Annotated in this window: 21 protein-coding genes; 18 read left to right on the top strand and 3 right to left on the bottom strand. The window is 36.3% G+C overall.

Features of this window, described 5'->3' with window-relative positions:
• Positions 1 to 6: 6 nt before the first annotated feature.
• From ABEB18_RS04430 to ABEB18_RS04415, 4 genes are read left to right on the top strand one after another with little or no spacing between them, the layout of a single operon-like run.
• A complete protein-coding gene (locus tag ABEB18_RS04430) occupies positions 7 to 1641 on the top strand; it encodes a class I SAM-dependent DNA methyltransferase (RefSeq protein ID WP_348797889.1) in 1635 nt (544 codons plus the stop codon).
• The gene (locus ABEB18_RS04425) at positions 1631 to 3070 is read left to right on the top strand and encodes a restriction endonuclease subunit S (protein WP_348797888.1); all 1440 of its coding nucleotides are present in this window, start codon (positions 1631 to 1633) and stop codon (positions 3068 to 3070) included. The genes ABEB18_RS04430 and ABEB18_RS04425 overlap by 11 nt, the downstream gene beginning before the upstream one ends.
• Positions 3051 to 4739: a restriction system-associated AAA family ATPase gene (locus ABEB18_RS04420; protein WP_348797886.1), complete on the top strand. Its 1689-nt coding sequence runs from the start codon at positions 3051 to 3053 to the stop codon at positions 4737 to 4739. Before ABEB18_RS04425 ends, ABEB18_RS04420 begins: the two co-directional genes overlap by 20 nt.
• Positions 4732 to 5766, top strand: coding sequence for a hypothetical protein (locus ABEB18_RS04415; protein WP_348797885.1), 1035 nt, complete (start codon positions 4732 to 4734; stop codon positions 5764 to 5766). The genes ABEB18_RS04420 and ABEB18_RS04415 overlap by 8 nt, the downstream gene beginning before the upstream one ends.
• 100 nt (positions 5767 to 5866) lie before the next feature.
• Here the strand turns inward: ABEB18_RS04415 and ABEB18_RS04410 are convergent, their stop codons facing one another.
• On the bottom strand, positions 5867 to 6670 hold the full coding sequence (locus tag ABEB18_RS04410) for a phospholipase D-like domain-containing protein (protein WP_348797884.1): 804 nt from the start codon (positions 6668 to 6670) through the stop codon (positions 5867 to 5869).
• Positions 6671 to 6886: 216 nt separating this feature from the next.
• Between ABEB18_RS04410 and ABEB18_RS04405 the strand changes: the two genes are divergently transcribed.
• From ABEB18_RS04405 to ABEB18_RS04340, 14 genes are all read left to right on the top strand, one after another.
• Positions 6887 to 7192 carry a DUF4134 domain-containing protein gene (locus ABEB18_RS04405; RefSeq protein WP_026706465.1) on the top strand — a complete coding sequence of 102 codons (306 nt, stop codon included), beginning with the start codon at positions 6887 to 6889 and terminating at the stop codon, positions 7190 to 7192.
• A gap of 11 nt (positions 7193 to 7203) precedes the next feature.
• A complete protein-coding gene (locus tag ABEB18_RS04400) occupies positions 7204 to 7536 on the top strand; it encodes a DUF4133 domain-containing protein (RefSeq protein WP_348797883.1) in 333 nt (110 codons plus the stop codon).
• The gene (locus ABEB18_RS04395; protein ID WP_348797882.1) at positions 7533 to 10037 is read left to right on the top strand and encodes a TraG family conjugative transposon ATPase; all 2505 of its coding nucleotides are present in this window, start codon (positions 7533 to 7535) and stop codon (positions 10035 to 10037) included. Before ABEB18_RS04400 ends, ABEB18_RS04395 begins: the two co-directional genes overlap by 4 nt.
• A 27-nt stretch (positions 10038 to 10064) precedes the next feature.
• Positions 10065 to 10697, top strand: coding sequence for a DUF4141 domain-containing protein (locus tag ABEB18_RS04390; RefSeq protein WP_050378373.1), 633 nt, complete (start codon positions 10065 to 10067; stop codon positions 10695 to 10697).
• Positions 10698 to 10699: 2 nt separating this feature from the next.
• Positions 10700 to 11695 (top strand): conjugative transposon protein TraJ, encoded by a 996-nt coding sequence (gene traJ / locus ABEB18_RS04385; RefSeq protein WP_050378374.1) that lies wholly within the window; start codon positions 10700 to 10702, stop codon positions 11693 to 11695.
• 20 nt (positions 11696 to 11715) lie between these two features.
• The gene (gene traK, locus ABEB18_RS04380; RefSeq protein WP_076553440.1) at positions 11716 to 12339 is read left to right on the top strand and encodes a conjugative transposon protein TraK; all 624 of its coding nucleotides are present in this window, start codon (positions 11716 to 11718) and stop codon (positions 12337 to 12339) included.
• An 11-nt stretch (positions 12340 to 12350) separates the two neighbouring features.
• A complete protein-coding gene (locus ABEB18_RS04375; protein ID WP_348797881.1) occupies positions 12351 to 12779 on the top strand; it encodes a hypothetical protein in 429 nt (142 codons plus the stop codon).
• Positions 12780 to 12798: 19 nt separating this feature from the next.
• Positions 12799 to 13086 carry a nitrogen regulatory IIA protein gene (locus ABEB18_RS04370; RefSeq protein ID WP_348797880.1) on the top strand — a complete coding sequence of 96 codons (288 nt, stop codon included), beginning with the start codon at positions 12799 to 12801 and terminating at the stop codon, positions 13084 to 13086.
• Complete coding sequence (gene traM, locus ABEB18_RS04365) at positions 13073 to 14413, top strand: conjugative transposon protein TraM (RefSeq protein WP_348797879.1); 1341 nt, start codon at positions 13073 to 13075, stop codon at positions 14411 to 14413. Before ABEB18_RS04370 ends, traM begins: the two co-directional genes overlap by 14 nt.
• Before the next feature lie 24 nt (positions 14414 to 14437).
• Positions 14438 to 15337, top strand: a complete 900-nt coding sequence (gene traN, locus ABEB18_RS04360) for a conjugative transposon protein TraN (protein WP_348797878.1) — start codon at positions 14438 to 14440, stop codon at positions 15335 to 15337.
• A gap of 20 nt (positions 15338 to 15357) precedes the next feature.
• Positions 15358 to 15918 carry a conjugal transfer protein TraO gene (locus ABEB18_RS04355; protein WP_348797877.1) on the top strand — a complete coding sequence of 187 codons (561 nt, stop codon included), beginning with the start codon at positions 15358 to 15360 and terminating at the stop codon, positions 15916 to 15918.
• Positions 15919 to 15930: 12 nt separating this feature from the next.
• On the top strand, positions 15931 to 16380 hold the full coding sequence (locus tag ABEB18_RS04350; RefSeq protein WP_348797876.1) for a DUF3872 domain-containing protein: 450 nt from the start codon (positions 15931 to 15933) through the stop codon (positions 16378 to 16380).
• Positions 16381 to 16486: 106 nt separating this feature from the next.
• Entirely contained in the window at positions 16487 to 16759 is a 273-nt protein-coding gene (locus ABEB18_RS04345; protein ID WP_348797874.1) for a molybdenum ABC transporter permease, read from the top strand.
• A gap of 27 nt (positions 16760 to 16786) precedes the next feature.
• Positions 16787 to 17587, top strand: coding sequence for a TIGR02391 family protein (locus ABEB18_RS04340; protein WP_348797873.1), 801 nt, complete (start codon positions 16787 to 16789; stop codon positions 17585 to 17587).
• A 43-nt stretch (positions 17588 to 17630) separates the two neighbouring features.
• On the opposite strand, the gene ABEB18_RS04335 is transcribed toward ABEB18_RS04340, so the two are convergent.
• Positions 17631 to 20282 (bottom strand): phospholipase D-like domain-containing protein, encoded by a 2652-nt coding sequence (locus ABEB18_RS04335; RefSeq protein WP_348797871.1) that lies wholly within the window; start codon positions 20280 to 20282, stop codon positions 17631 to 17633.
• On the bottom strand, positions 20282 to 21883 hold the full coding sequence (locus ABEB18_RS04330; protein WP_348797870.1) for a hypothetical protein: 1602 nt from the start codon (positions 21881 to 21883) through the stop codon (positions 20282 to 20284). The genes ABEB18_RS04335 and ABEB18_RS04330 overlap by 1 nt, the downstream gene beginning before the upstream one ends.
• Positions 21884 to 21999 lie beyond the last annotated feature (116 nt).

Genomic DNA, 21999 nt, shown 5'->3' with positions numbered 1-21999 from the left:
TATTAATTGAAATTAGGAAACGAGAATATGTTATCACAAGAAATAAAAAATAAGGTTCAATTACTTTGGGACAGACTCTGGGCAGGAGGGCTTGCAAATCCTATTACTGCGATTGAACAAATATCCTATTTACTTTTTATGAAGAAATTGGAAAAATTTGCACCTAATTTAAAGAAGGATCTAAAGTGGAGTACATATCACTCTTTTGCAGATGAAAAGCTTGTAAAGCATATAAAAGATATTGTTTTCGAATATATAAAAAATGATTTAGCCCAAAAAGATGAACCATTTGCTAAGGCGATGAAGGATTCAGTTTTTATAATAAATACTCCATCTTTGTTAAAAGACTGTATTGATATAATAGATGTTATATATCAAGAAATTGAAAGACAAGAAAAAGATAATAATCAGTATTTTCATGATATTCAAGGAGATGTTTATGAGTATCTTTTAAAACATACTAGTGAAGCTGGAAAGAACGGACAATTTAGGACTCCGCGTCATATTATTCAAATGATGACTGAGATTCTAAACCCTGATATTGATGGCAAAATTTGTGATTTAGCGTGTGGTTCAGGGGGATTTTTGATTGGTGCATATCAATATATTATAACCAAATATTCTAAGAAAACGGTAAAAGACGAGAATGGATTATTAAAAGGTTTAGATGGTAAAAAGTTTCAAGATAACGAAAACATTGGAAAGGAATTAATTTTAAAAGAGAATACTTTTTATGGATTTGATGTTGATCAAACAATGGTTCGGATAGGTATGATGAACCTAATGATGCATGGTATAACTAAACCTAATATAGAGCATGTTGATACTCTTTCTTTAGATTATGAAAAATTAGAAGCCAAAAGATTGTCTGAAAACTTTGACTCAAAAGATAAGATCACCGTTGAGAACCAAAACCTATTAGGTCAATATAAATATATTCTAGCAAATCCTCCATTTACAGGAAAAATTAATAGTGAAACAGTATCTGAAAATTTAGATAGGATATACCCAATTAAAGAAAACAAAAAACTTAAGAAAAATGAAAGGCAGAAGACCGTACAGTCAGAATTACTCTTCCTGGAACGAATGATCTACATGCTTGAAGAAGGTGGTAGAGCCTGTGTAGTAGTTCCTGAAGGATTATTATTTAACACTTCTTTCGCACATGTTGCAACTCGCAAAATTTTAATGCATGACTGTGAACTCCAGGGAGTTATTTCTTTGCCAAGCGGTGTTTTTCAGCCCTACACAGGTGTAAAAACTTCTATTTTAGTTTTTGAAAAGAAAAAATATAAAAGCGAAACTCCTCAAGAAATTGATGTTTGGTTTTATGAAATGAAGTCAGATGGATACACTTTAGATACTAATAGAAAAAAACTAAAAGAGAATCCAATTCCAGAAACTATAAAAAAATGGACTAATAGATTTAAAGAAGAACAGAAAAATAGAAAATTACAGCATTTTACAATTCCATTTGCAGAAATTCAAAAAAGTAAATATGAATTAAACTTTAATCGATATAAAGATTTTGAATATGAAGCAGAAGAATATAGATTGCCCAAATACATTCTTGAAGAGTTATTTGTTTTAGAAGAGGAAATTTTTAAAGGACTATCTGAATTAAAAGAAAGTGGAGAATAAAAAAGTAAAAATAAAAGATGTTGTTAAACTAATAAATGGTTATCCATTTAAACCTACTGACAGAGGGAGCTTAGGTATGAATATCATACGTATACAAAATTTAAATAATCCTCTAGCAATTTATAATAAGACAACTAAAGATGTTGATAAAAAATTTATTGTCAAAAAAGGAGATATTTTAATTTCATGGTCAGCTTCGTTAGGTGTTTATGAATGGAAAAATGATAATGCTTATCTCAACCAGCATATTTTTAAAGTTGAGTTTATTTCAGATAAAATTTCTAAAGACTATTTTAGGTATGTTATTCAATTAGCTATTGAAGAGTTGACATATAAAATGCGTGGTGTTGGATTAAAGCATTTAACAAAAGGGCAATTAGATACTTATGAATTTATTCTGCCAAATATAGCGGAACAAACAATAATAATTAATAGACTTAACAACTTAGAATCATTGATTTTAAAAAGGACAAAATCTATTAAACTTCTTAACGAATATATAAAATCTACTTTTTTAGAAATGTTTGGTTCTCTTATTGTAAGTAATAAAAAAACGAATTTTAAAGTACTAACTCAATTAGCACAAAACAAAAAGAATGCAATTAAAGCAGGACCGTTTGGTTCTGAATTAAAGAAAGAATATTATGTAAGTGAGGGATACAAAGTTTATGGTCAGGAACAAGTAATCAACAATGATTTTAGTTTTGGAAATTATTACATTGATAAAGAAAGATTTAAAAAACTAAATAGTTGTAAAATTGAGGCTGGTGATGTATTGATAAGTTTGGTAGGTACTCTAGGTAAGGTTGCAATTGTACCCGATCTTTTTGAAGACGGTGTTATTAATCCTAGATTAATCAAAATTTCTTTTGATAGAAAAATAATCAATCCTTACTACATAAAATCTTTATTTGAAACAAGCCATTTTGAAGCACTTTTTAAAGATATTTCTAAAGGTGGAGCTGTTAAATCCTTAAACTTAAGTGTTCTAAAGAAAATTAATATCCCAGTTCCTGAAATTAATCTACAAAACAAATATAGTGACCAACTGAAACTTGTTGAAAAACAAGTTCAAAAATTTTTAAAATCGCAACTTCTTTTTGAAGAAATGTTTCAATCACTTTTATATAACTCATTTAATCTAAATAAAATTGAAGAAGATGAAATTGATAAATTAATAAATGATGAATTAGAAATTGAAAAAATAATTCAAGATATTAAAGCATCCGATTTTGAATCTTTAACACAATATAATTCTTCAAAAGAACTATTGTTTAAAATCCTCGAAAGAACTGAAATAAAAAATCAAATAGAAAAAGAAAGTTCAACGTTTAACAAAGGAGTTGTACAAATTTATTCTCAAAATAAAATTGAAATTAAGACTAATAGAGAACATAAACTAGATAGTAATGAAACTAGTAAGATTTAAACTTAACTCTAAATTCAGAAGTTTACCTAAAAATTTTGAATTAATTTTTAGGGAGCAAAACTCGCTTAACTATGATAAACTTAACCAGTTTCATCCATATTGTTTTGCTGGTCTTAACGGAAGCGGAAAGTCAAACGTACTTGAAGCATTATCTTTAATTTTCTTTTATCTAGAGTGTTCGTTTTCGAAATATCTTCCTGATGATTTTAAAAATTCGTTTGAAAAAAGTCAAATCCCGTTTTCCTTCGAATTGGAATACTTACTTTATAAAAATAATGAGGAGCTAATGATTCCCATAAAAATCATTAAACCTGAAAACAAGCCTATAGAGTTTTATCGTACAACCCTTAGTAATGAATTAATTAGAGTTAGTACAATACCAATAAGAGAAGGAATAAACAAATCTAATGCTGTTGCAAAGCAGTATCTTCCACAAATTGTTATTGGATACTCTTCCGGTGAAAACGAAATATTGAGTTTGCCATTTTTAAAAACAAGATTAATTCATTTTGATAATTATAGGCAATCACTAATTAGTGATGAAAAATATGATAAAAAATCATTAACAAGTCTTGTCTATATTGACTACAGCATGAGTCAGGCTGTATTGTTGTCAAATTTTTTAATGCAAAAAGAATTTGATGACAAAAAACTAGACCTACTTTATCCTATAAAAGAATTACTGAAAATTGATAAGCTTCATAGTTTTCGATTAGTAATTAAAGATTTTAGTATTAAAAATGAAGAAAGCTCAAATACAAAATCAAAACAATTATTATCACAGTTGAAAGATAAAAGTAAAAATTCAATAATCGATAAATTGAAAAAATGTGCTACATCTTCTTTCCTAACTTCTAACGATGAATTGATTTTGGATTATTATGTAAATAAAAATACCAAAAAGGCTTTTCAAAATTGCTTTACATCGGCTTATGATTTATTTCAAAATTTACAAACATTACTTGAACTTAATCTTCATTCAATAAATAAAAACATAAAAAAAGAAATATATACAACGAATAGCATGTATGTTTCTGAAAAAATGCCTAAGCCAGAAGGTAAAGACTTGGTTTTTTATTTTAATAATTTTTTGATAAAGAAAAAAGGAGAAGAAAAGCCAGTATTAATTAAAAACTTATCCGATGGGGAACATCAATTTTTACATAGCATGGGGATTTGTTTGATGCTTAAAGACAAAACAGCTTTAATTTTATTAGATGAACCTGAAACACACTTTAATCCTGATTGGCGTTCAAAATTTATTAGTATTTTAAAAGATAGTTTGGAGCGTGGAGAAAGTAATAATTTAATAAGAGATATATTAATTACATCTCATTCTCCATTCATAATATCTGATTGCTTTCCTGACAAGGTTGTAGTATTCAAAAAGGACGAAAAACCAATAAATGCAAAAGATATGAAATTCAATACTTTTGGAACTTCAGTTAATATCGTTTTAGAGGAAATATTCAGGAAGGAAGAAAGTATACCCGATTATTCACTATCGGAACTTAATAAAATTAAAGGAAGAGAATTTAAAACAATCAAAGATATTCAAAAAGCTAAAGAAGACTCAAGACTTTTAGGAGATTCACCTGAAAAAGTATTTCTATTTAGAGATTTATTGCTTAAAGAAGAAGAATTTAAAAATAAAGATTTAGATGCTTAAATCATATAAATATATAGAAACACCTCATCATTTTTTAAATGAAAACATAATTACTTTTTTCAATCGAATTGAATTTGAAACAGGAGAATATTCTACAACTTTATTTGATGTGAATTTTTATAATGACATTGTTAGTCATCATCCAAAAATATTGGGAGTTCCTCTCAAAAATATTTTTGAAGTAATTAAGCAATGGGATCAAGAAAAAAGATCTGATTTTTGCAGAAAAGTAAGAGAAAGTAACGACATTGAAGCCATATGCAATAGAGAAGTTACACCTTTGAAACTTGATGAAATTGATAAAGAAATTACAGATGCTGTAGACATAAAAAAAATGTATTCAGATTTATACAAACAAATTTTATATGGCGATCATTGTAAAAGAAGCTATGGAGATATGCAAGAACATTTTAGACTTTTTAAATCTGATGAAAATGAAATTTTCAAATGCCCAGTATGTGGTCTGATTCCTCAAAATTCAAAGGAGGAAAAAAAAGAAGACTACGACCATCTATTGCCATATACAATTTATCCTTTCTCCTCTATTAACTTCAAGAATTTAGCTCCTATTTGTGTGGATTGTAATTCTGATTACAAAGAAGATAAAGATGTTTTAGATAATGCTGGGATGAAAATATTTTTTTATTATGATGAATCCCATAAAGGAATTACAATTGATGCAAAGTTAGACAATGAAAAAGATTATGAGTTTTCTTTTTCTTATTCAACTACTGATGATAGAGCTGAAGAAATTGAATCATGGAACAGTATATTTGCAATAACTGATAGGTATACTAAAAGAGCTAAGGGGAAAGCTGATAATTGGTATAGACATTATTGGGAATTTTTAGAGGATCCAACTTATAAAAGAGTTGATATCGAATTGAAAAAAAGTATGTACTTTTCTTTATATGACAAAGACAAAGATACTGAGGTCATTAAATCCCCTGTAATTGCAGCTATGGAAAAATCAACTTTGACAAAAGCCTATCAAGAAGCAGCTAATTATAAAATGAATTTCGTATAAAGACAAGGTTTCAATTTTATAAACTAGCTGCACAGATCCGTATTTCAAGCATACTTTATTGTGGCTAGATTTTGTCTTTTGAAAATGAATGTATCTAAGTTCACTTAATAAGTTTTATAAATTCCGTTGCATATTTCTCTGCTAGCTGTCTACTGTTCTCGATACTTATTGTTTCTCTATTCCAGTTTGCTTTATTTGTCCAGTTATAAGAACCGTGAATGACAGTTTTTAGGTCGATGACACAGAACTTATGATGCATGATGTTTTCAAACTGTCCTTTCTTAGCAATCCTTTTTGTTTCAAAATATTTTTCATAATCAAATCCATATTTTGAATTGATTTCGTCATCAAGTACAAGAATACGTATATTAAGACCTTCCTGCTTTTTATTGAACAATTCTCGCATAAGAACCTTATCCGTAAACCAAGCAACTGCTACCCAAATAGTGAATTTTGCACAGCGTATCTGCTCAATAATTTGCGATTGAATATCTTCAAAATGTACTTCAATCTCAATACTTTCGGGTAATTCTGAACCAATAATTTTATACTTCCCTTCTAACTCTTCAAATCTAAACCCATCCTGTTGCAATAAAGGGTTGATGGTTTCTATAGCCAACTTCATATCTTTTGTCACATCCTGCGCAAAGTGCCTTGGATCAAAAACAAATTCTAATAATCGAACAAGTTCACCAGTACCATTTATTTCATGTAGTTTTTCCAATACATAAGTGTTTCTACTAACTGCGTTAGGCATTCCTCCATCCTCAAATTTATAAACATCCTTAAAGCCAACAAGGTTGAACAGCTTCAGTATTTTCGGACCAGAAAGTCCTGGAGTTAGTTGGTTATCGCCTGAAATAAATTCTTTTATACTCTCTATAGTAAGATCAGATAGTTTCATTAGTCAATAATCAAATTGTTTGATACTAAATTACTTTTTTTGCCCTTATCAATCCTCATACATAATTAAAATTTTCTTAGGATGTCGAAAGACGACATTGAAAGCCAAACAATACCTCTGACTGCCACTTTGTTATAACGCCCTGATTTCTGAAACACCTTTGTCTTGAAAGTCCGCAAGGAGCGGGAAATAGTAACAAAATAATGTGTTTCAATTATGGAAAAACAAAGAAAAAAAGTTTTGCTGGCAGCCGTGGCTATGCTGTCAGGAATTGGTGCTTTCGCACAGGGAAACGGTACAGCAGGTATCAACGAGGCTACCCAAATGGTAACGTCTTATTTCGACCCCGCAACCCAATTAATCTACGCCATAGGTGCAGTCGTCGGGCTAATCGGAGGTGTTAAGGTGTACAACAAATTCAGTTCGGGCGACCCCGACACGAGCAAAACGGCAGCTTCTTGGTTCGGTGCGTGTATCTTCTTAATCGTGGCAGCTACCATCCTGCGTTCATTCTTCCTTTAATCCTTTGCTTTATGAACAGTTACAACATAAACAAAGGCATTGGCAGGACGGTGGAATTTAAGGGTCTGAAAGCACAATACCTGTTCATCTTCGCAGGCGGACTACTCGGTACGCTCATCTTCGTGATGATACTGTATATGGCAGGCGTAAACTCTTACATCTGCCTGCTGCTCGGAGCAGGTGGTGCTTCGCTGATTGTGTGGCAAACCTTTTCACTCAACAGGAAGCACGGCGAACACGGGCTGATGAAAATTGCAGCCAATAAAAGGCATCCCCGCTACATCATCTGCCGCAAGCCTGTACACCGCTATTTAAAATTCACTCCTAAATCGAATGCCCTATGAGAAACGTTGCAAAGACAACAACGCTGGAAAACAAATTTCCATTGTTGGCAGTAGAGAACAACTGCATCTTATCTAAAGATGCGGACATTACCGCCTGCTTTGAAGTGCGTTTGCCAGAACTGTTCACGGTAGCTTCGGCGGAATATGAAGCTATTCATTCCGCCTGGCATAAGGCTATCAAGACCTTGCCAGATTTTACGGTGGTTCACAAACAGGATTGGTACATCAAAGAAAGCTATGCTCCTGATTTGGCAGAGGATAACCAGAGTTTTTTGGCAAAATCCTATCAACGCCATTTCAACGAGCGCCCGTTCCTAAACCATTACTGCTACCTTTTTTTAACCAAGACAACCAAAGAGCGCATGCGTATGCAAAGCAACTTTAGTTCGCTTTGCAAAGGTTCGCTTATCCCGAAAGAAATAAGAGATAAGGAAGCTATCCATCGTTTTATGGAAACCGTGGCACAATTTGAGCGTATTGTGAACGATAGCGGTTTTGTAAGCCTGCGACGTTTGACTGAAGATGACATCATTGGCACGGAAGAAAAGCAGGGATTGTTGGAACAATACCTTACGCTTTCGAGGGAAACCGGAACACCGATGCAGGACATCGCACTTGGAACAGAAGAAGTTCGTATCGGGAACAAAAGGTTAAGCCTGCACACGCTTTCGGACACGGACGATCTACCTGGAACGGTATCGGCAGATACCCGTTTTGAAAAGCTATCTACCGACCGAAGTGATTGCCAACTGTCATTTGCCGCACCTGTGGGTTTGTTGTTAAGCTGCAACCATATCTACAATCAATATTTGTTTATAGACAACAGCGAAGCCAATCTACAAAAGTTTGAGAAGTCCGCAAGGAATATGCACTCTTTGGCAAGGTATAGCCGTGCCAATCAGATTAACAAAGAGTGGATAGAAAAGTACCTGAACGAAGCCCACAGTTTTGGGCTATCTTCTGTTCGTGCGCACTTCAACATTATGGCGTGGTCGGATGATCCGGCAGAACTGAAACAGCTAAAAAATGATTGTGGTAGTGCTTTAGCATTGATGGAATGTAAACCCAGACACAACACTACGGATGTGGCTACTCTGTATTGGGCAGGAATGCCAGGCAATGCCGGTGATTTTCCGAGTGAGGAAAGTTTTTATACGTTCATTGAGCCCGCATTATGCTTCTTCACAGAAGAAACCAACTACCACAATTCGCCCTCTCCGTTCGGTATCAAAATGGCTGACCGCCTGACCGGAAAGCCTATCCATTTGGATATTTCGGACTTGCCGATGAAACGTGGAATTATTACCAACCGTAACAAGTTTATACTTGGTCCGTCAGGTTCGGGTAAATCTTTCTTCACAAACCATATGGTAAGGCAGTATTACGAGCAAGGCGCTCACGTTTTGCTTGTTGACACTGGTAATTCTTATCAGGGCTTATGCGAACTCATCAAGGGAAAGACCAAAGGCGAAGACGGGGTATATTTCACTTATACAGAAGACAATCCCATTGCTTTTAACCCTTTCTATACCGATGATGGTGTATTCGATATTGAAAAGAGAGAAAGTGTCAAGACTTTGATACTGACACTCTGGAAACGTGATGATGAACCACCGACCCGTTCAGAAGAGGTTGCCCTTTCCAATGCCGTAAGTGGATATATCGAAAGAATAAAATCGGACGATGTTTACCCATCATTCAACGGCTTCTATGAGTATGTAAAAGGCGACTATCGTAAGGTGCTGGAAGAAAAACAGGTAAGAGAAAAAGACTTTGACATTGCCAATTTCCTTAACGTACTCGAACCCTACTACAAGGGCGGTGAATATGATTATTTGCTCAATTCCGATAAGCAGTTAGACCTGCTTTCCAAACGCTTTATCGTGTTTGAAATTGATGCAATTAAAGACCACAAAATCCTCTTTCCCATAGTCACAATTATCATTATGGAAGTCTTCATCAACAAAATGCGGAGGCTCAAAGGTATCCGCAAACTCATCCTGATTGAAGAAGCGTGGAAAGCGATTGCAAAAGAAGGAATGGCAGAATACATCAAGTATCTCTTTAAGACCGTCCGCAAATTCTTCGGAGAAGCGATTGTCGTTACGCAAGAGGTCGATGACATCATCCAGTCGCCCATTGTGAAAGAAAGTATCATCAATAATAGCGACTGTAAAATCCTCTTAGACCAGCGTAAGTATATGAACAAATTCGATGACATACAGGCAATGTTGGGGCTTACGGATAAGGAAAAAGGTCAGGTACTTTCTATCAATATGAACAATGATGCAAGCCGCCTATACAAAGAGGTTTGGATTGGCTTAGGTGGTACGCACTCGGCAGTCTATGCCACCGAAGTTAGTTTGGAGGAATACCTCGCTTACACAACCGAAGAAACCGAAAAAATGGAAGTGATGCAGCTTGCTGCTGAACTCGACGGTAACGTAGAACTCGCCATTAAGCATATCGCAATGCAAAGGCGTGACAAAGTAAATCAATAGTCATTAACATTTTAAAATTCAGAAACAATGAAAAAAGTATTGTATCTGGTGTGTACGGCACTTATGCTCGCCGTAGCACCGTCAGCGAAAGCCCAATTTGTAGTAACTGACCCTGCAAACCTGGCTTCAGGGATTATCAACAGTGCGAACGAAATCATACAGACTTCTTCCACTGTGAGCAATGTCGTAAAGAACTTTAACGAAGTGAAGAAAGTGTACGACCAAGGCAAGGAATATTACGATAAACTGAAAGCGATCAACAACCTTGTGAAAGATGCCCGAAAGGTGCAGCAAACCGTACTCTTAGTTGGCGATGTATCCGAAATTTACGTTCAGAATTTTGGCAAGATGATGAACGACCCAAATTTTACACCGCAGGAATTGGTTGCTATAGGCAATGGTTATTCGGCACTGCTTAACGAAAGTACCGAACTGCTAAAAGAATTGAAACAGATTATAACCTCTTCAAGCCTTTCGCTAAACGACAAAGAGCGTATGGATATTATTGATCGTGTGTACAAAGAGGTAAAAGATTACCACAGTCTTGTACGCTACTACACCAATAAGAACATTTCTGTAAGCTACCTGAGAGCGAAAAAGAAAAACGATGCCAAAAGGGTTCTTGAACTCTATGGAACTGCTAACCAAAAATACTGGTAAAAATGGAATGGGATAATCTTCACGAACTCCTGCGTTCGCTTTATGACGATATGATGCCGCTTGCAGGCGATATGGCAGCGGTAGCTAAGGGATTGGCGGGATTGGGAGCGTTGTTCTATGTGGCATTAAAGGTTTGGCAGGCTTTAAGCCGAGCAGAACCTATTGATGTGTTCCCGTTGTTGCGTCCGTTCGCTTTGGGGCTTTGTATAATGTTCTTCCCAACCATCGTGTTGGGAACCATTAATGCAGTATTAAGCCCGGTGGTTACAGGAACCCACGCCATACTCGAAGACCAAGTGCTTGATCTCAACAAACTGCAACAGCAGAAAGACCAATTGGAATACGAAGCAATGGTCAGAAATCCCGAAACTGCTTATATGGTATCAGACGAAGAGTTTGATAAAAAGCTGGATGAATTAGGCTGGTCGCCATCGGACGTTGGTACAATGGCGGGAATGTATATGGACAGGCAAGCCTACAAGATAGAGAAAGCCATAAAGGATTGGTTTCGCAATTTACTGGAAATACTCTTTCAGGCGGCGGCTTTGGTTATTGATACCATACGAACATTTTTCCTGATAGTCCTTTCCATACTCGGACCAATAGCTTTTGCTATTTCCGTCTGGGACGGATTTCAGTCCACGCTCACACAGTGGATCACGAGGTATGTGAGCGTATATCTCTGGCTTCCTGTTTCGGATTTGTTCAGCTCGATGCTGGCAAGAATACAATCCCTCATACTGGAAAGAGATATAGCAATGCTTGCTGATCCCACCTACATCCCTGATACCAGCAATACGGTTTACATCATATTTATGATTATCGGCATTATCGGGTACTTCACAATTCCGACAGTAACAGGTTGGGTAATCCAAGCCGGAGGCGCAGGAAACTTTACCCGCAACGTAAACCAAGCTGCAATGAAAACAGGAAACATCGCCGGAGCAGGTGCAGGTTCCACAGTTGGAAACATCGGCGGTAAACTGATGAATAAATAAACAATTAATCATTCTAAAAAATGGAATTTAAAACGCTAAGAAATATCGAAAACAGCTTTAGGCAGATAAGATTATATGCCATTGTGTTTGCGGTTCTCTGCATTGGCGTGGTAGGATATGCCGTATGGCAGTCCTACCGCTTTGCAGAAGAACAACGCCAAAAAATCTATGTACTGGATAACGGCAAATCTTTGATGCTTGCCTTATCGCAAGATGCGGGCATCAACCGACCTGTGGAAGCAAGGGAACACGTCAGACGTTTTCACGAGCTGTTCTTTACACTCGCTCCAGATAAAAATGCTATCGAAAGCAATATGAGCAGGGCATTTAACCTTGCGGATAAAAGTGCTTTTGACTATTACAAAGACTTATCTGAAAAGGGTTACTACAACAGAATTATTTCAGGGAATGTTCAGCAACGTATCGAGGTCGATAGCGTGGTCTGCAATTTCGACACCCATCCTTATGCGGTGCGCACCTATGCCAAACAGTTCATTATCCGTTCGAGCAATGTAACCAGGCGTAACCTGATAACTTCCTGCTATCTCGTAAACTCCGTCCGTTCCGACAACAATCCGCAGGGCTTCAACATTGAAAAGTTTGCGGTGGTCGAAAACAGGGATATAGAAGTCATCGAACGCTAAAAAACAATTTTATGGAAGCATTATCAGATTTAAACACGTTTGCAAAAATCCTTACCGATAAAGGATATAACGGCTATTTCCATACGCAGGGTGCGTATGCCGGAAAGTTGAAAGACAGCATTGGGGAATACCTCGAAAACTGCCAAAAAGATGCAGATAGTTTGCCTAGACAGCATTTGTTGCTGACGGGCTACCTGCAATGGTCGGGTGATGACAAGCACCGTGTCGAATGCAGTATGTGGGTAAAATACCTGGACGGCAAATTTTCTATCGATAGAATGGAGGTTGCAAAGAAAGACCAATTCGGGCAACTGCTGAAAAAATCGGAATTGGCAAACCTGTCTGTAATATCCGCACCTAAAGCGGCAGAGGCAGTCGCTTTGGTCAATGATGAACCGAAGCAACAGGCAGGAAAAAGCTCTAAACGTTTCAAGCTATAACAATAGAAATAGTAAGGCTATGAAAAAATTAAGAGCAAATATGGATAGATATTTTGACAAGCTGGACGAACGCTGGCGGGCATTGCCCCTGCGGAAACAGCACCAATATACGCTGTACTTCTTCGTGGGTTACCTACTGCTTACCGTGGCGGTCATTGGCAAAGTAATGTACGACACCTCAAAATCCGGTAACGATATGGTCATTGAACATATCGAAAACCCTGTCCTCAAAAAAAGTGAAAGCCCTGCAAGATTACAGGACACATTATCAACAATTTTAAAAAATAAGATTTATGAAAGAAAATGAGAACAAAAAATCGGTTGTTCGGGTAACGGAAGGTAACCCGGTAGCAACCGCTGATGCGCTGCAAGACGGCCCACAGAATAATAAGGAGAAGCTCAAAAAGCCCCTGATCTTTGGTTTAATGGCGATTGTCTTCGTGGGTTGTATGTACCTCATATTTAAACCGTCCGAAGATAAAAATGCGATTGAAAACGTCGGGCTGAACGATGCTGTACCAGAAGCTACTGGAGCCGGAATGCCTGCCGACAAAGGCAAGGCGTATGAGCAGGAAATGCTGGAAAGCAAAGACCAGGAAAAGCGTAATGCTTTAACTACGCTTTCTGATTATTGGAATACCGAAGACAAAGAAGAGCCAGTTGATGAACAGCTTCCTGAAGAAGACCAAAGCAACAGCTATGGCAGAAATTCAGGAAGAAACAGCAATCATGGGTTAAACAGCTATCGAAATACCCAAAGTGCATTGAGTTCTTTTTATCAGGATAATAACTCGGAAACAATGGAACTCCGCAGGCAATTGGACGAAATGAAAGAAAAGCTGGCTGAAAAAGATGTGCCACCTGTTGCCACCGTAGATGATCAACTCAAACTAATGGAGAAATCCTATGAAATGGCAGCAAAGTATCTGCCGAAAAATACGAATACCGAAAATGCAACACCTACTGTCGGTGCTGTTCCGGGTGCTGTTGGTGCTACGAGTACTAACCAAAAAGAGCATTTTGTATCGTTTACGCTTGCAAGGAAGAATGCCGTATCAGCCCTGTACCGTGAGCCTACGGACAGTGCTTTTTTAGCCGATTGGAGCGAAACAAAGAACCGAGGTTTTTATACCGCCGGTTCTATTGAGCAGGTGATACAGCCTAAAAACAGTATAAAAGCCTGCGTACACGATGCTCAAACAGTAGTTGGCGAAACGGGTGTGCGTTTACGATTGTTAGAGCCTGCCCAAACGCCCGGGCGTACCATTCCAAAAGGAACGATTGTAACGGCAAATGCCAAATTTCAGAATGGCAGGCTACAACTAAAAATTACCTCTATAGAATTGGAGGGCAATATCATCCCGGTAGATATTACCATTTACGATTTAGACGGGCAGCAAGGCTTGTACGTTCCGTACTCGCCCGAAATGAATGCCCTTACCGAAATGGCTGGCAATATGAGCCAGACAGGTGGAACGAGCGTAATGCTCACACAGAATGCCGGACAACAGGTTGCCGCAGACCTTAGCCGTGGTGTAGTACAGGGTATTTCGGGTTATTTCGCCAAAAAAGTACGAACGCCAAAAGTTACACTAAAGGCAGGGCATCAAGTCTTCCTTGTATCCAAACAATAATGTTGAACTCAAATAAATAAAACAATGAAAAATCATTTAAAAACCTTTTGGGCAATTACCTTGATACTCGGCTTTGCCGTACAATCTTATGCACAAGACAGTGCAAATGCAAAAACTCCGCTTGCATTGGGTAAAATAGAACCGTATAAAATGGAAGTTACCTACGATAAAACTTCGCACCTGATTTTCCCCACTGCTATTCGTTACGTAGATTTGGGCAGTGAATACCTGATTGCAGGGAAAGCAGAAGATGCGGAAAACGTGTTGCGTGTAAAAGCAACAGTAAGGGATTTTGAACCTGAAACCAATTTTTCAGTCATTACCAATGACGGGCGTTTTTACAGTTTCAATGTGTATTACAGTTCCTATCCCGAAGCATTGAGTTATGACCTGCTTACGATGCAAAAGGCAGTTGATAAAGCTAACGGAAACGATGTGCTTTTTGAGGAATTGGGCAACAATTCGCCCTCACTGGCAGGCTTGCTATTGGAAACCATTTACAAAAATGACAAACGCATTGTAAAGCATATCGGGGCTAAGAGTTTCGGTATTCAGTTTATCCTCAAAGGCATTTACATACACAACGGGAAATACTATTTCCATACGGAATTGAGAAACCGTACCAATGTGCCGTTTCAGATTGATTTTATCAATTTCAAAGTAGTGGATAAAAAGGTAGCCAAACGTACCGTAGTGCAGGAACGCCCGCTGATACCGTTACGCACTTACAAGCCATTGGAGGAGATTGGCGGTAAATCGACCGAACAAAACGTATTTCTTTTAGATCAATTTACGATTGCCGATGACAAAGTACTGCTGATTGAGATTTTCGAAAAAAACGGGGGCAGGCATCAGACACTCCAGATAGAAAATTCCGATTTAATCAAGGCTCGTTTGGTTAATGATATGCATCTGAAATTTTAATAACCCTTTAAAGCAATTTTATGAAAAAGTATATCTATACCGTGATGCTCATCTTTATGGCCATCACTGCTACACAGGCACAAAGAATGCTTCCAAAACAGAAAGGATTGGAAATAAGTGCAGGCGTATTATCCGATGATAAAATCGGCAATGATTATTACCTCAACATCGGAATGACCGTGAACGGAAAAAATGGAAATTACCAGCTTTGGGTGTTGGAATACACACACCAATACCACGATTATAAAGCCCTGCGCATACCGCAGGAAACTTATACTGCCGAAGGCGGTTACAGCTTCTTCCTGCTGGGCGATGCCCGTAAGAACATTACGCTGAACTTCGGAATAACAGGCGTAGTCGGTTACGAAACCATCAACCGGGGCGAAACGATGTTGTATGACGGAGCAAAGATTTTGAGCGAGGATAATTTTATCTATGGAGCAGGCGGTCGCCTCACTTTTGAAACGTATCTGTCCGACCGTTTTGTACTTGTCCTGCAAGGACGTACAAAAGTGCTTTGGGGTACAGATTTACAACAGTTCCGACCGTCGGCAGGTGTGGGACTAAGGTTTAATTTTTAAAACGTAAAAACAATGATAGCAATATTCAATAAATTCAGAATAGGATTACTGCCGATATATGTAATGCTGGCAATCCTCACAGCTTCGGTTTCTTTGGTATCTTGTAGCAAAGATGATGAACTCGAAATACAGAACGATTTTACTTTCGAGGTAAACGTGATGCCAGTTCCAAAAGATGTAGCCAATGGGCAGACGGTAGAAATACGCATTACCATACAGCGCACAGGCAATTACAGCAACACGCAGTATTTTCTCCGTTACTTTCAGTTTGACGGACAGGGAACGTTGCAATACTACGATGAACCATCATACCTGCCGAACGATTTATACCCTTTACCGACAGAGCAGTTTAGATTGTACTATACGTCAACATCTGCTGTATCACAATCCTTTGAGGTTTGGATTTCGGACAGCTTCGGAAATGAAAAACAAATCAGCTTTCAGTTTAATAGTAATGATTAGTATAGTATCAAAAAGAAGTCCTGCCGCAAAAGCAGGATTTCTTTTTTTGGAGTGATCGAAGCTAAATTTTTGTAAATTTAAAAGGTGAATTTAAAGTGTTTTTGTTATGATCGCATCATTGATAATAGGTATCATATTTCTGGTTACAGGCTTGGGACTTCGCTACTGGATTAATCGGCGAAAGTTTTACAGGCGTGGTTCTATGGGAGCAGAAGGATTTTCATCTTATGAAAGTTCGGTTATCATTAAACTGCTTGAAAAATTTGGTAAGTGGGTAGCTTATGCACTGATTATTTTTGGGCTGTTATCGCTTTGGGTTTATTCTCGTGAAAAAAAAGATAAAGAGAAACAAAATGTGGAAATACAAAAACCAAGATAACTAATTTTAAAATAGAACAATTATTGAATGACAAAATCCTTTGATGACATAACCCTGCGAAATATATCTGATATAATTTCAAATATGCTGACCCATACCAAAATTACAGAACATTTATCTGGTGCTGGTATTTCTCAATCTCAATACGGTACAAACAAAACAGATAGACTGTTTTATGCGCTAAAAGAAAGACAAGTACAAGACAGGTGCGGAAATAATGTATTGGCATTTGTTGTCAGGTTATTAAATCCAAAAAGATATAATTCAGAAGATGAATTTGAAAAAGATAGAACGACTATCAATGAGAAATTCCTTTATGAGGGGATAGAAATTGATAAAACTGGTCAAGCCCGACAAGTTGATAGGGCTAAAACCATTTCAGAAGCTAAAAGCAGGTCACTTAAAATCAAAGAAAAAGTACACGGCATTGGAATTAATTCAGAAATTTTGCCTTATTGTGAAGCTGAATGGTTAAAGGAAAATTATTTTCATGCTATACTTGAAATTACCAAAAGTGTCGCAGAAAGGCTTAGGCAAAAAAGCGGCTATACTTCAGACGGAGCAGATTTAGTTGATGATTGTTTTGCGTTGGGAAAAGACAAAAGACCTATGCTTGCTTTTAACACTCTGAAAAATCAAAGCGAGGAAAGTGAACATAAGGGCTTTGGAAACTTCTGTAAAGGATTTTTTTCTATGTACAGAAATCCAAAAGCACACAATCCAAAAATATTGGAAGATACCCAACTTTCACAAATGACAGAAGTTTTAGTTGTAGCAACAATAATCCATAATAAACTCGATAACACTTATAGGACGGGACTTAAGTAATTAAAAGGCAGATAGTCCAAAGGTAGTTCGATTTCTGATAAATCTACAAATCAGTACATATAAAAGATGTAAGCTTTAGCGGTAAATAAATTTCGTCTGGGCTATGCTTTATGTAATCTTCCTTATTATCATCCCACATAAAGCCTGGTCTGATTAAACTGAAATCGTTCGTTTTTGTTACAGACTGAACGTAGTTATAGCCCCAAGGCGATTTATAAATAATTTGACCCTGAACTGCGGAGGTATCAAAGGTCTTATCTTCAATCTGTTTAATTACCTTTATAAACGATGGACAAAGTTTTCCGTAAAATATCTCTAAGTTTTTTTCAAATCCCTTTGTCCTGTTTTTCAACTCAGAAATTCTACTGTTAATTTTGGTTTTCAACTCTTCGAAGTTGGCATTGAAATCATCTGCATTTTTGAAACCTAAATAATGAAGTGCATTTAAAACCATCGTAAAAAAGTAATGCAATTCATCATCTTTCCAGCGATTGTTTACCAAGCAAACAATTGTGCTTATGAGCGCCTCTTTTTTTAGTTCCTCAATTTTCTTTTTGGTATAGTCAAATTCATACGCTTTAAATCCGCTTCTTGCCAGCATCAAAAAGTCGCCAATTAAGTTTAAACAACAACCTTTTACATTGTTATTATCATAGTTATCTACAAAGGGCAAATAACTAAAAAAATGCTGTGTGTCTTGTTCGTCATACTTTGCAGATTTTCCCCCATATTCAGTTATCAACTCAAGAGCGATTAGATATTTAGTCAAATCTGTAAGTGTAGGCCTATATGTTTTTGGTCGATTATTCCCATAGAGAATTTCTTGTTGGTAATTGTAAAGATTATCAAAGTAGTTCATCAACTTTCTTTTTTCAGATTTAAGCATGGCAAAAGAGAGGTTACGAACGGTTGCCACTTCTCCTTCCTCATTTCCATTTATGTTACCTAAATCGTCTTCTTGCTCATCAATACTTATATCACCTTGCTTATTTGTTGAAATTCCATTTAAATTGATGAACTTCAAAACATCTAAAACACGTAGGGAAAGAGAAGAGAGCAGAAGGTTTTTTTCAAATCCAGAATTTTCGATTGGTTTATAGGAAGAGAGATCGTAAAGTTTTTCAGGTTCTTTGTAATCATTCAGCTTTGTAAACGTGTTTCTCCTACTATCTAAAAAGCTAGCTCCTGTTTCATTTTCTGTTTCATCAAAGATTGCATAATGCAACAGGTCGAGAACTTTACTCAGCTCTCCATTTTGGATTTCGTTATAAATTTTTTCAATTTCCTCTGTCTTTGGATTAGGATGCGTTTTCGCCAAGAGGAAATAATCTGAAATCAAAAGTTTATTAGAGATAATCTCGTCATTAATATTTGTCAATTGCACATATTGGAAAGTGCCTAATTCCAAATTAAGTTTTGTTTTTAGTTCTTTCCCATAATTTGAGAATGTTTTGGAATACAAAAATCGGTTTTGCTTATCGAAGAAGACAATCCTGAATTCATCGGTATAAGTACCATTGGAATGAAGTATAAATTCATCATAAATCAACTCTGCCGATAGCAGTTGCAGTTTGTATTGATTATTCTCGATTATAGTTTCATAAATTGATTTACTTGTAGTCGTTGCAAATTCATCAAGGCTTTTACTATTGCTTGTTTTCAGTTTTATGCCTAATTGATTTAACAATCCACCTTTTTCTGACTGAATAAGAAGTGAAACTTCTGCATTTGAATTTTTGCCCAATAATCCCAACCCTGCAGGTGTAATATTGGCACTGCCGAACAGGCAAAACTCTTTTCCATTTTTTGTCTTGAAATGAATAATCTTCCCGTGAAGTTTTGATTTTGAGTTTCCAGATTTTGCATATTGCACTTTGCTTACGCCGGCATCACACCAATCGTAAAATGTAAATTCTTTGCTCACTTGCATTGTAGAAGGTATTAACCCACTTTCATCCAATATAACTTTTACTATGGCTGAAGGAAAAAGAGAATTGAGTTCTTGCAATACTTTCCCATTCTTGTCATAATAGGGAGAAATGGTAGTTATTTCTACTACTTTCTCATTGCTAAGATGTCTTAAAAGTTCGTTCCAAATAGAAGTTGTTTCAGTATTAAACAGGAAAGCAATCTTCTCTTTTTGCGACGTTTCGAAAAATTGAAATGGTTTTGTCTTTGGCAATTCATTCAGCCATTTAGAATGTTCAAGTATCCATTTTGTAGTTTTTTCATTCATCTGTCCCTTAACTGACGATGAAAGAGTTGATAGATAATCCCAAGCTGACGAAAAGATTGATGAATTTTCGGTTGAACGAATATCAAAATGAAATGCTCCCCAAATCTCATCATTGTTACCATTTCCAGAATTTGTAAGGTTTCCAGAACCAACAATAAGCAACCCTTCTTTTTCACCAAACAACATCCAAATTTTTGGATGGAATACTGACTTTTGGAAAACAGGATAAAGTGAATAACCGGCAGAAAGTTGCATTTCTTCTCCTGTGGCTTGTTGCATTAACTCTGAATAATAATGTCCGTCAATAAAAACGTTGATGTTTCTCACGCCACAAGAACGCAACCATTTCATTGCTTTCATTTCAAAAAAATAAAAGTCAAAGCTGAAGGTAGTAAGAATTGCAGAATGATATCTTCTGCTTCCTATCAATGTTAGTATGTTTTCTCTTTCTAGTATCATCAATCAATCAAAAGTTTCTTATGTAATGGCGATAAAACCCTTTGGTCGTTGATTACCTGTAAATCAAACATTATGTTTTGCAAGGCGTTCATTCTTGGCGATGTGTTTCTTGGTGGAAATGTATCTATGAAACGAATGTATTGTTCCTCAATAAAAAATTTGTGGGTAGCCTGTGAGCCGTTGCCCATTTTTCTGAGTGCAACCATTGAGTGCCTGTAAATAATTTTGCGTAAAATAAATTGTTCAACAAAATCTTGAAGTGTATCATTTTCTGCTGTGTGAACTGTCAAGATGCCATTAACCATATTCCCATCCCTTTCTATCTTTTTTCTGCTCATAAATTCTTTCAATGGATGAAGTTGCTCCCTATTATTTTTGAATATTTGAAGCAAAAGCATAAAGCCATATTTTGCTACCATTACAGGGTCGTTTGTTGCATCAATTTCCTTTTTGATGTTTTCCTCGTCTTCTGTGTCAGTGATTAATAGCAAAATTTCTGCAAGTGAACTTGTTGGTTCTATGGCTTGATTTAGCTCTTTGCATATTTCATTTGTAATACTGCTTGAAAAATTCTTCACAAACAATGGTAGATATTGGTCGTGTTGAAAATCGTAAAGATGTTGTAATACAGCCCAAAATATTGTACCGCAACTGTACTGCCAATACTCATTTAATTGATAGCAGTACCAGCCAATATTAGTTTCCGTTGCAGGATAACTATTTGTTCCCAATTTCTTTTGGTAAATTTCCAATAGAAATCTATACCAGTCGTAATTATTTTCATTTTTAACAGCTGTATTTAAGAGCGATAAAATTGTTTCCCTTCTGTGAAAAGTAAAACGTTCTTCCATTTCTTGACTTGGTTCGTCTTTGTCCAAAAGCATTTCTACATACAGTTGCCATTCGGCATTTTGTGTTTGTATCGTGTCAATCGCAAAATACTTTATCAGTTCTGAAATATCAGCTTGGTAGAGTTTTCCTTTTTTGATATTACTATAAAATAACTCTTTTATTTGTGGTGACAATGATACTTCAAAAGCCTCGGCTAATTGTTTCCCAGAAACTTTTTGTCTTGGGTGTGGTTTACTAATGTTGTAAATAACATCTCCATCATCATTTATTGCTGTAATAATTAAGGAAAGTGCCTGCATTGCTCCGTAATAATATTGTCCGAATGCACCGGACGGATATTTCCAATAAACATTTTTATCGGTATTGTCCTTGTCTGCTCCTTCGGCTAAGTCAAAATAAGTTTCCTCAGCTGTATTTATTAGGTTTGAAGCAAAGTTACTTCCTGTTATCTGTTGAACTCCTTTACGCTCGCTTTGCATAATTATGGCAATCATCAATTCAGCTCTGCGGATAAAACGATATTGTTCTTTTGAGTTGCCTTTCTTCTCGGTCTTGAAATAGAAGTCTAACAGCCAACAATAAAACCCATAATAACGGAGACGATTAGTCAAATTGGAAATGCCAGGCAACATAGTAGCGTAAGTCGCTTCTGAAGTTGTTTGAAGTCCTAACGGGTCAAGTCCAGTAATCAGATTTATTGATGCTCCCCAAAACGGATAATTTGAATTGCCTTTTTGTAATACTGCCATTTAAAATTAATTTATCAGTAACCTATAATTTTCAAATTTACAAAATAAACTATCGTGAGATTTATATCGTGGTGACAAATACTGCCTCTCGAAGCCAAACTCTACAACACTCTCCA

The sequence above is a fragment of the Flavobacterium adhaerens genome (assembly GCF_040045115.1).
GTDB classification, from domain to species: Bacteria; Bacteroidota; Bacteroidia; order Flavobacteriales; family Flavobacteriaceae; genus Flavobacterium; species Flavobacterium adhaerens.
The sequence above is the reverse complement of the archived record's forward strand: the minus strand, read 5'-3'. Positions and strand labels throughout refer to the sequence as shown.